Source organism: Synechococcus sp. H55.2, assembly GCF_047462495.1.
Classification (GTDB): Bacteria; Cyanobacteriota; Cyanobacteriia; order Thermostichales; family Thermostichaceae; genus Thermostichus.
The window spans coordinates 1-9,365 of record NZ_JANSJH010000001.1; the positions used below are offsets into that span (position 1 = coordinate 1).

A 9,365-nucleotide genomic window follows, 5' to 3' on the forward strand; every position below is an offset into this window, starting at 1 on the left:
AGCGGTCGGAGTCGGGTAGTTTACGGCTGCGCTCTAGGGTCTGCTCTGTCAAACTGGAAAAAAACAGTCTGGCTGGAGATTGGGATTATGGCCTTCGATTGGTTTCGCCGCCGCTATACCGACTCCCCTGGTGAAGCAAAGCCTTCGCCACCAGACCCCACGTCGGCCACGGAGCCAGCGGAGATCTCCCCCGAAGACTATTTGGCCTTCGCCAAAGCCGCCTATGCCAACCTGAAGGCCCGTGCCGCTGGCCAGGAGGCCCCAGCCAAGGACTCCGTCCCGCTTGAGCAAACAGATGGGCAAATAGAAGGGATCCCTGCAGAAGCTCTCCAGCCACAGCCACCGGCCTCGCCTCCGGAGCCTATTCCAACAAAAGAACCGGTATCTCCAGAATCACCCTCTGTGCAGCCGGCGGCAGCTCCCTCGTTTTTCGATCTGGCTCCCCGTGCTGCCGAGCGTCTGCAAGCCCTGCAAGCCAGCGCTGTGGAAGAGCCGGAGCCGATGACCCCAGCCGTCGCTCCCTCTCCCGAGACCGGGCCGGAAGAGCTGGTCTTCGATGAAGGCTTCCGCTGGTCAGCCGAGATCTTGGCGGCCCAAGGGCGCAAACCGGAAGAGATCTCCGTAGAAGAGATCTCTTGGCTGCAAAAGCTGCGGCGAGGCTTGGGCAAAACCCGCCTCAACCTAATCAACCAATTGAAGGCCCTGGTAGGCCGTGGCCCCCTCGACCAGAAAGCTGTAGAAGAAATTGAGGCCCTGTTGCTGCAGGCCGATGTGGGGATCGATGCCACCGAGCGGATCATCCAAGCCCTACAAAAGCGCATGCGCGAGGAGGTGGTGCCGCCGGAGGAGGCGGTCAAATACCTCAAGCAGCAGATGCGCCAGATGTTGACGGTAGGGGATCCCACCTTTGCGCCGCAACGGGGCACGCTCAACATTTGGCTGATTGTCGGGGTGAATGGAGCGGGCAAAACCACCACCATCGGCAAAATTGCCCATGTGGCCCGCGAGTCTGGGTACCGCTGCTTGATCGCCGCTGCCGACACCTTCCGGGCTGCCGCGGTGGAGCAGCTCAAGGTTTGGGCAGAACGAGCGGGGGTAGAGGTGATCGCCAATCCTTCTCCCAATGCTGACCCGGCGGCGGTGGTCTTTGACGCCATCACAGCCGCCCAGGCCAGGGGCACCGAGCTGCTCTTGGTGGATACGGCGGGCCGTCTGCAAAACAAGAAAAACCTGATGGAGGAGCTGGCCAAGATCCGCCGCATCATCGACAAAAAAGCTCCTGAAGCCAAGGTGGAAAGCCTGCTGGTGCTGGATGCCACCCAAGGGCAAAACGGCTTGCGCCAAGCGGCGGTGTTTTCCGAAGTGGCCAAGCTGAGCGGCGTGATCCTGACCAAGCTGGATAGCACCGCCAAGGGGGGCATTGCCCTGGCCATTACACAACAGATGCACTTGCCCATCCGCTTCATCGGCGCCGGCGAGGGGCTGGAAGATCTGCGGCCTTTTTCCAGCTATGAGTTTGTGGAAGCTCTCCTGAGCGAGTATTGAGGCGCCCCCTTTCTGGGAAAAGCCACCGTGAAAGAGATACACACAGCTCCCAACTGTGTTGGGCGTCGCCCTCGCCTTCTGCCCTGGAGCGCTGCGGGGGTGGGAGCAGGTTTGCTTTGGGCCTGGGGTGGGCACCGCTGGATCCAGAGCGGGTTGAACCTGGCCTGGACGGGATCCACCCAGGATGCAGAGGCTTTGCAAGAATTTGTAGCCACCTTGACCCAGGTGTTGTCGGGGGTGTTGGGCGTTACCCTCTCGGTGGTGGCCATTGTGGTGCAGTTGAGCGCGGATCGCTTCACCCCGAAGGTCACCGAGCTGTTTTTGCGCGAGCAGGTCAACTTCTATCTCTTCTTTTTCCTGATCCTGGCCAATGTGGTCAGTTTGTGGAGCTCGATAGCCCTGAGCTTTTACGATCCCGCCAGCGGACATCCGGGGCTGCTCATCGGGCTGAACCTGCTGCTGGGCACAGCTTCGTTTTTGGTGCTGATCCCCTACTTTCGCTTTGTGTTTAACTTCTTGCAACCGACCTCGATCATCCGTCGCATTGAGCAGCAGGTGCGGCAGGCCGTCCTGGGATCCCTTGTCTCCAGAAGATTGGGATCTGATTTCGGGTTCGAGGAGAGTCGTTTCTCTCGCTGGCGTCGGCGTGGTGTGGCAACAGAGCAGCACTCTCCAACAGGCCAATGTTCGCCAGCTCATCAGCGCTGCCTTGCTGCCCTCGATGAGATCAAAAGCATCGCCACCAGCGCTCTCCGCCAACAGGAGGGAAGCATTTTCTTGGAAGCGTTGGATAGTCTAAAGTCTCTATGGATCTTCTATGCCGAGCACAAAGCACAACTGCACCCCACCTGGTTTCTCTTGACCGCGGCTCTGCAGCGGGATCCGGACTTTGCTTCGGTGGATAAGGGCCTATTGAGCCAGATCGAGGCAGAGAGATCCTGGCTGGAGCTGAAGATCTTGCGGCAGTATCAGGCCTTGTTTGTCGAGGGGCTAAACGGCATGCAGCAGGCGAGCACCCTGGTGGCCATTCACAGCCGGGAGCTGGGGATCCGCGCCCTGGAAACCCAACGACTCACGGTAGCGGGGTGGGTGATCAAGTTTTTCAACACCTACCTGCGGGCTGTCATCAACGCGCGCGACATCCGCGGTGGCTACAACCTGCTCAAGCAATACCGCCTGCTGGCCGAGGCAGCCCTACACCACCGTCAGTCGGCCCTGGTCTTGCAGATTGTTGACTACTTTCGCTACTACAGCTTGACTGCCTACAAGGCCGGCCTCTTTTTCCTTTCGGAAACCTTTGGCTTCGATCTGGGAAGGCTGGCCCAGTTGAGCTGTGCTCTGCAGTCGGAAACAACCGAAGCCATTGTGCAGGCTTTGTTACGCCTAGACCAAGACCCCGAAAGCGAGCAACAGGAGAATACCTTGCGCGGGATCCGCAAAACCCAGGTGCGGCTGGCGGCTTACTTTCTCAGCCGTGGGCGGGAGGATTTGGCCAAGTTGATCTACAGGGATATGCAGCACGAGCCCTCGGCGCGCCTGCAGAGCATCCGCCAAGAGCTGCTCTCTACGGCTGCGGAGTTTTGGGAGTTCACCGACCGGGGGGAGAACTTCTACTACCTCGAACCGGCCCTGCAACCCTATGCCGAGCAGTTTTTCGGCTGGTTTCAGGGCTTGACCTCTCTGGCAGATAAGCTGGAGAGCGCCTCTAGATCCCTGGAGCTTCCGTAAAAAAAGCCAGATCTCTTTACCGCAGGGTTTAGTTTAGTTTGGTCAGAGCCGCCCCTTGGTGTCGTTCCAGAAGGCTTGTCTCATGCGTCCTTTCGGCCAACCTAACCGTCTGGGCAGTTCTCCCAGCCGAGGATCCCTGCCGGCAACCAGCTCTTTTGTCCAGTTTCGCCGCGACCCGCACCTGTTGCCCTTTTGGGGCCTGAGCCTGTTGATCATGGGCCTGGCGGTGCCCCTGTTTGTGCTTTCGGGGGCGGATCCCAGTTTGGCTGGCTGCGACGAGAGCTTTTATGCCCAGATGGCCCGCGAGCTGCTGTGGGGGAGCAACTGGCTGGGGCCGACTTTTTTGGGGGAGCCTTTTTTCGAGAAACCGCCTCTGCTCACCTGGAGCGTGGCCCTCAGCTTTGCCCTCTACGGCATCAACGAATGGGCGGCTCGGCTGCCCGGGATCCTGGCCGCTTTGCTCTCCATTCCTCTGGTGGGCTGGATTGGGCGGGCTTTTTTGCCGACACGGGCGGCCCTGCTGGGCATGGCGGTTTTGCCCCTCTGCTACCTCTGGGTACAGCAGGGGCGGCTGGTGGGGCAAGATGTGCCCCTGACCTGCCTGGAGCTCTTGGGGATCCTGGGGCTGGTGAACGGCAGCCGCGGCCACCCAGTTTGGTTTTGGCTGGTGGGGGTGGCCTTTGGGCTGGGCCTTTTGATGAAGAGCGCCATGATCCTGCTGCCGGCAGCGGCTTTGATCCCTTACTGGGTGCAGCAGCGGCGCCACTGGCTGGGATCCGCCCCCTTTTGGCTGGGGATGTTGCTGGGCCTGGGGATCTTTGGCCTCTGGCTGGTGCCGGCCATGGGGATATACGGTTCCGAGGTGCTGGCCACCTTGGTGGGAAAGGTGTGGGATCTGGGGCAAGAACCCTTCCATGCCGATGCCACCGGCTGGTACTACTTTTGGCACATCCCGGCCCACGGCTTTCCTTGGACGGTTTTGGGGGTGGTGGGAGGAATTCTCTTGGTGCGGCAAAAGCCGGCATCCACTTTGTTGATCTGGTCTTTTCCCCTGCTGCTTTTGGTTCTATTGCAGCTTTATCCCACCAAAACCCCCTACTACACGGTGCAGCTCTATCCCTGGCTGGCTCTGCTGGCGGGGGTGGTCCTCGATCAAGCTCTGCCGTTTCCGCTCCGCACCGCCTCGACTGGGACAGCGGGACGAGGTTCTCGGCGAGACAGACCCCACCTGGCCCAGGTGCTCTCCTGGGGGTTAGCGGCGGTAGGGCTGCTGCTTTTGGGTTTGGGGGTAGCCGTCCGCCTGGGCGTAGACGGTCTGCAGCTCCTACAACCCCATGCCTGGCCTCTGGTGGTGATGGGGCTTTTGTACCTCTTGCTGCCAGGGATCTGGAGCTGGCGGCGGGTGCTGCACCATGCCGGGGAGCTCTGGCTGGGCACACTCCTAGCTGCCGGGATTCTCGCCATGGTCAGCATCCTCCTGCGGCCTGACTTCGGCAATTTCAGCCCTGCTTTTGCCCAGATGGACTGGAAACAGATGCTGGGATCTGCAGACACTGGTTTTCCCGTGGTGGATATTGGCCGCAGCGGCTTGCCGGATGTCTGTCAGGCGCAGGCCATCGCCTTTTATACGCCCAATCCGGGAAGATGGGTGGATGATCAGGCTCTGCAACAAGGGGAGCATGGAGACTACCTTTGGGTATCCCCTGTGCAGGCAGAACAGGTTGACATCGAAGACTTGGGACTGCAGCCTTTGGCCGAGGTGGAGGGCTGGCAACTGGTGCACCGCTCCCTCTCAGATGCGGCCAGCGGGGAGCCTTCCTGAGGCGTTTACGATCAAAACTCTAAACATTGCTCCTTGAGAACTTGGGAGGAGGTGACGGCGCATGGTGGAAGCCGAGGCATCGGGCCGGTCGTGGTTGTCTCCGCAGCGCACCTGGGCAATCCAGGGATTGGCTTGGCTGGCAGCGCTGCTGTTTGTGGCAGGGGTGATCCTGTTGGCGGGGGCTTCACCTCTCCAGGTGGCAGCCAGCATGTGGCAGGGGGCCTTTGGCAGCGAAGCTCAGTTTGGCCGGGTTTTGGCGACGCTGGCTCCTCTTGTCCTCTGCTGCTGTGGACTGGTGTTCACCTTTGTTGCCGGTCTCTACAACTTGGGCATCGAAGGGCAGATGGTGGTCGGGGCCATTGCGGCCACCTTTCTGGTGCGCCTGGAACCGCCACTGGCCATTACCTGGGCACTTTTGGCCGGGATCCTGGGCGGGGCGGGCTGGGGCCTGTTGGCCGGGATCCTGAATGTGTGGGGACGGGTCAACGAGATCTTCGCCGGTCTGGGGCTGAACTTTGTTGCCCAAGGCTGGGTCTTGTACCTGATCTTCGGCCCTTGGAAAAGGCCAGGGGTGGCTTCCATGAGCGGAACAGAATTGTTGGATCCCCGTTTCTGGTTGCCCACCTGGGGGCGGTCAGAGGCCAGTCCGGTGGCGTTGCTGCTGGCCCTGTTGGCTTTGGTCCTGACGCTGCTGGTGGTGCACAACACCCGTTTTGGCCTGCAGTTGCGGGCGGTGGGGAAAAACCCCGTAGCTGCCTTCCGGCTGGGGATCCCGGCTACCCAAAGGTTGCTCATGGCCTTTGCCTGCTGTGGAGGACTGGCAGGGCTGGCGGGCGCCTTGCAGGTGTTGGCTCTGTTCCATCGTCTCATCCCCAACATTTCCAGCAACTTGGGCTTTCTGGCCTTGCTGGTGGTGATGCTGGCCGGCTTTAACCCGCTGCTGATTTTGCCGATTGCCTTTTTCTTCAGCAGCCTCAACATCGGCAGCTTGCAACTGCCTCTCTCTTTGCAACTGGAGTCTTCGCTGGCCGGCATCATTCAGGGATCCCTGGTGTTGTTTGTCTTGTTGACCCAGGGGATCAGCCGCCGCTATTTCCTGACCAAAGGGAAGCAGAACCCTTAATTGCCCTTTCAGTACCGCTCGAAATGTGGCCGGTACCGGGGAAAGCTAGCTGGATCTGGCCAGCCGTGCAACAGTCTGCAACAAGCTCTTTTTTTTCAACGCACGCGAAAGCCGACCCGACCCCGTTCAACATCAAAGGCAACATCAGTGTTGAAAAACAGCGGCATGCCCAACAGTTGCACCCCCTGGTTGCCGCTCACAAAAATTCGATCTCGACTGGGCGTAATCGGAAAGCCAACTCGAATACGGTAGTCGAAAGCCCCCTCCAACACTGCTCGCCATTCCGCCCCAGGGGGGAGAGTCGAGGTGGAGAAGGGAGCTGCTCCCAACAGCCTGACGTTGAGGAAAATGTCGGAAGAGCCGCTGTCGAACTGGGTGGGGCTGAGGGCATTTTGGATGGAAGTATTGCTGATGCTGTAGGCCACTTGCAAAGCCTCATCCCGCCAGATGGGGGTGCCATCGGGAAAGCTCCCCACTTGGGGAAACTGCCGGAAATTAAAGCCGGCGGTGTTGTTGTCCGTCAGGCCAACCGTGAAAAGGCCCTGGGTGGAGTTGAAGCCGCCCGTTTGGATCATGTACCCGGAGCGAAAATTGCCCGGCAGACGGGTGAGCGGACTGAACAGCTCCGGATCGGGGCTGCGCTCATCGAGGGACGTGCCCAGGATCCCGGCAAAAGGCCGCCCCACCCCAAACAGGTTGTCTGAGCAATTGGCTACCAGCGCGTCCACACAGGCGATGCGGTCGATCAACTGAATCGTTACCGGCTCTCGACTGGGGATCCCGCCGATGCTGAAGGGGGCACGGGCCAATACGCCGACAAACTGGGTGCCATCGGCAAAGGTGACGGTAGAAGGGATCTCCGTCCGTTCTAGGCCGAAGCGACCTGCCGCCGCCGATACAATGCGCAGACCTGCCGAGCCGGTGTCCAAGAGCAACTCCGCGCCGGCCCCGGCCACCCCCACGTTCAAGCCGAGCAACTTAAAGCGGCTGTTGCCCAGTGTGCGCACCGGCATGGGAATCGACTCAGTTCCCGCTTGCGGCGGGAGAGGGATCAACACCGGGGCGACAGATTCCCCCTGGCCAGCACATCCAACACCGAGCAGCAGCAAAGCCAGCATCACCATCAGAGCCGGCAACATCCCCCCCGACCGTGGCTCATCCTTTGGGCTCGACCTCACTTGCATTGGATCATCCGCACAGCAACAGCTCCGCTTGCCAATCGACCACCTTTTGGAAGCGAAAAGCGCCCGCCAATGCCCCCCAAACCTGCCGGTGGGTGATGGGATCCATGCCTCGGTCATGGCTGCAAAACTCGCTCTCGCTCAGGTGCAAGGTGGTCTGCAAATAAGTAGTCTGGCCGTTGCGCACCACGCAACACCGGCACCCCGGCTCCGTCACGCCCACAAAGCCAGATCCCTCCCGTCGCACCTGCACATCGCACCCAGGCAAATAAGCCAGATCGGCGGCGCTCAGTTGGCGCAGTTGGTCTGCCCTCTCCCGGGCACAGCCTCGCCACCGCTGCGGCTCCAGCGGACGGTAGTTGCGAATCCGGATCCCGGCGCCCACCTGAGTCAATTCCACCACCGCCTGCCGATAGGGATCCTCCAAATGGCCGCTGTAAGCTTGCTCCACATAAAAGCCAATCCCACCCAACACTTGAGCCGGCAAGGGGCGATAGGCCACCCGGATGGAAGCAAAAAAGGGCGGATTCTCCCAAGCTTGCTCTTGGTTGCTGAAGTCTCCTGCCAGCCAACGCGCCATCTGTAGCAGTTCCGGGGAAGCGGTGCGATCAAACCCGACAGGCATAGGCAATCATCCAAAAGTTCTGTAAAGGCGTATACCGAAAATTGCCGGCATCGAGAAAAGCCTTCTCAGATTTTGCCCCAACCCCAGGCCCATCCAAGGATCTCAGCAAATGTTAAATTATGTCTCTTTTCTGAGAGTGTTCGCCCCGACACCGAAAATGGCTCCCTGCCAAGCGGCAAGGCCGCGATCGAGGCTGACACCTTTCTTTATATTGTAAAGCTAAGCAAAGTACCATGTTCTTTTGTAAAAAACTCCCGCTAAAAAGATGGAGAGCGTTGGCCGGGATCGCAGATGGGAAGCAGCTTGGAAAGCAATTCAACTCTTTTTGCGCGAGGTGAAGGCAATTTACATTTTTTGATGCAACCGCTTCCTGCCTTCGCGGTAGAAAAAGACTGGAAACAAGGGGAGCCGACTTTTCCCCCTCTGCCCAGTTGCGGTTGGCGGCAGCGGCTGAGGGTTCTGATCCAAGTCCAATTCTTTGGATTGCAACCTGGAGTAGCTTTACCCTCGGCAGCAGCTTACCTTTGCTGGAGGATAGGGGCTTTGCTGGCTCATCTTGGTTCTCTTGGCTTTGACCCCGTCGGTGGGTCTGTAGGCCAAGCAGCGCCCTTCGGCACTGAGGACCCAAGCAGTGTCGCCCTTCCGACTGGCGTGTGTCCTCCGGTCGGCGGTAGGGAATGTGGATTCATAACCTCTTTTATTTTCGCTAGGGAGATTGAAAACCATGAACGATGTATTTGGCAAAGTGGTTGCCCAAGCTGACTCCAAAGGTGCTTTCCTGGGGGAGAACGAGTTTGCGGCTCTCCAGCAGGTGATTGCTGAGGGCAACAAGCGTTTGGATGCTGTGAACCGCCTCACCAGCAATGCTTCTAAGATCGTGACCGATGCCATCCGTCAATTGTTTGCCGAGGAGCCCAATTTGAACGCTCCCGGTGGCCCTGCCTACCCCAGCCGTAACGTGGCTGCCTGCATGCGGGATATGGACATCATCCTCCGCTACATCACCTACGCCGTGGCAGCCGGAGATGCCAGCGTGCTGAACGAGCGCTGCTTGAACGGCCTGCGGGAGACCTATCAAGCCTTGGGCACCCCCGGTAGCTCGGTGGCCAACGGCATCCAAAAGATGAAAAAAGCCGCGGTGGCGGTGGTGAACGACCCCAACGGGATCACCCGGGGCGATTGCAGCGCTCTGATTGCCGAAATCGAATCCTACTTCGATCGCGCCGCTGCGGCTGTCGTTTGATCCCTTTTGGGCCAGAGCTTCTGCTGTAGACGGATCCAGTTGTGAAGACCACTCTGGAATCCAAAGCAGCTTAGGTTGACAGGGGATCCCTGGAAAAG

7 protein-coding genes are annotated in these 9,365 nt (G+C 59.6%); 5 read left to right on the plus strand and 2 right to left on the minus strand.

What is annotated here, in order from left to right; translation table 11 throughout:
* Nucleotides 1–87 precede the first annotated feature (87 nt).
* The 4 genes from ftsY (at nt 88) to NW844_RS00020 (ending at nt 6,218) form a co-directional block, all read left to right on the plus strand.
* The gene (gene ftsY / locus NW844_RS00005; protein ID WP_414332316.1) at nt 88–1,545 is read left to right on the plus strand and encodes a signal recognition particle-docking protein FtsY; all 1,458 of its coding nucleotides are present in this window, start codon (nt 88–90) and stop codon (nt 1,543–1,545) included.
* A gap of 27 nt (nt 1,546–1,572) precedes the next feature.
* Entirely contained in the window at nt 1,573–3,273 is a 1,701-nt protein-coding gene (locus NW844_RS00010; protein WP_414332318.1) for a DUF2254 family protein, read from the plus strand.
* 82 nt (nt 3,274–3,355) lie between these two features.
* Nucleotides 3,356–5,095 (plus strand): ArnT family glycosyltransferase, encoded by a 1,740-nt coding sequence (locus NW844_RS00015; RefSeq protein ID WP_414332320.1) that lies wholly within the window; start codon nt 3,356–3,358, stop codon nt 5,093–5,095.
* Nucleotides 5,096–5,156: 61 nt separating this feature from the next.
* Nucleotides 5,157–6,218 (plus strand): ABC transporter permease, encoded by a 1,062-nt coding sequence (locus NW844_RS00020; protein ID WP_414332322.1) that lies wholly within the window; start codon nt 5,157–5,159, stop codon nt 6,216–6,218.
* 95 nt (nt 6,219–6,313) lie between these two features.
* Here the strand turns inward: NW844_RS00020 and NW844_RS00025 are convergent, their stop codons facing one another.
* Nucleotides 6,314–7,357: a hypothetical protein gene (locus NW844_RS00025; RefSeq protein ID WP_414332324.1), complete on the minus strand. Its 1,044-nt coding sequence runs from the start codon at nt 7,355–7,357 to the stop codon at nt 6,314–6,316.
* A gap of 49 nt (nt 7,358–7,406) precedes the next feature.
* Nucleotides 7,407–8,024, minus strand: coding sequence for a chromophore lyase CpcT/CpeT (locus tag NW844_RS00030; protein WP_414332326.1), 618 nt, complete (start codon nt 8,022–8,024; stop codon nt 7,407–7,409).
* Between the two features lie 724 nt (nt 8,025–8,748).
* Here NW844_RS00030 and NW844_RS00035 point away from each other — a divergent pair.
* Nucleotides 8,749–9,267, plus strand: a complete 519-nt coding sequence (locus NW844_RS00035) for a phycocyanin subunit beta (protein WP_011434282.1) — start codon at nt 8,749–8,751, stop codon at nt 9,265–9,267.
* The last annotated feature ends 98 nt before the right edge of the window (nt 9,268–9,365 follow it).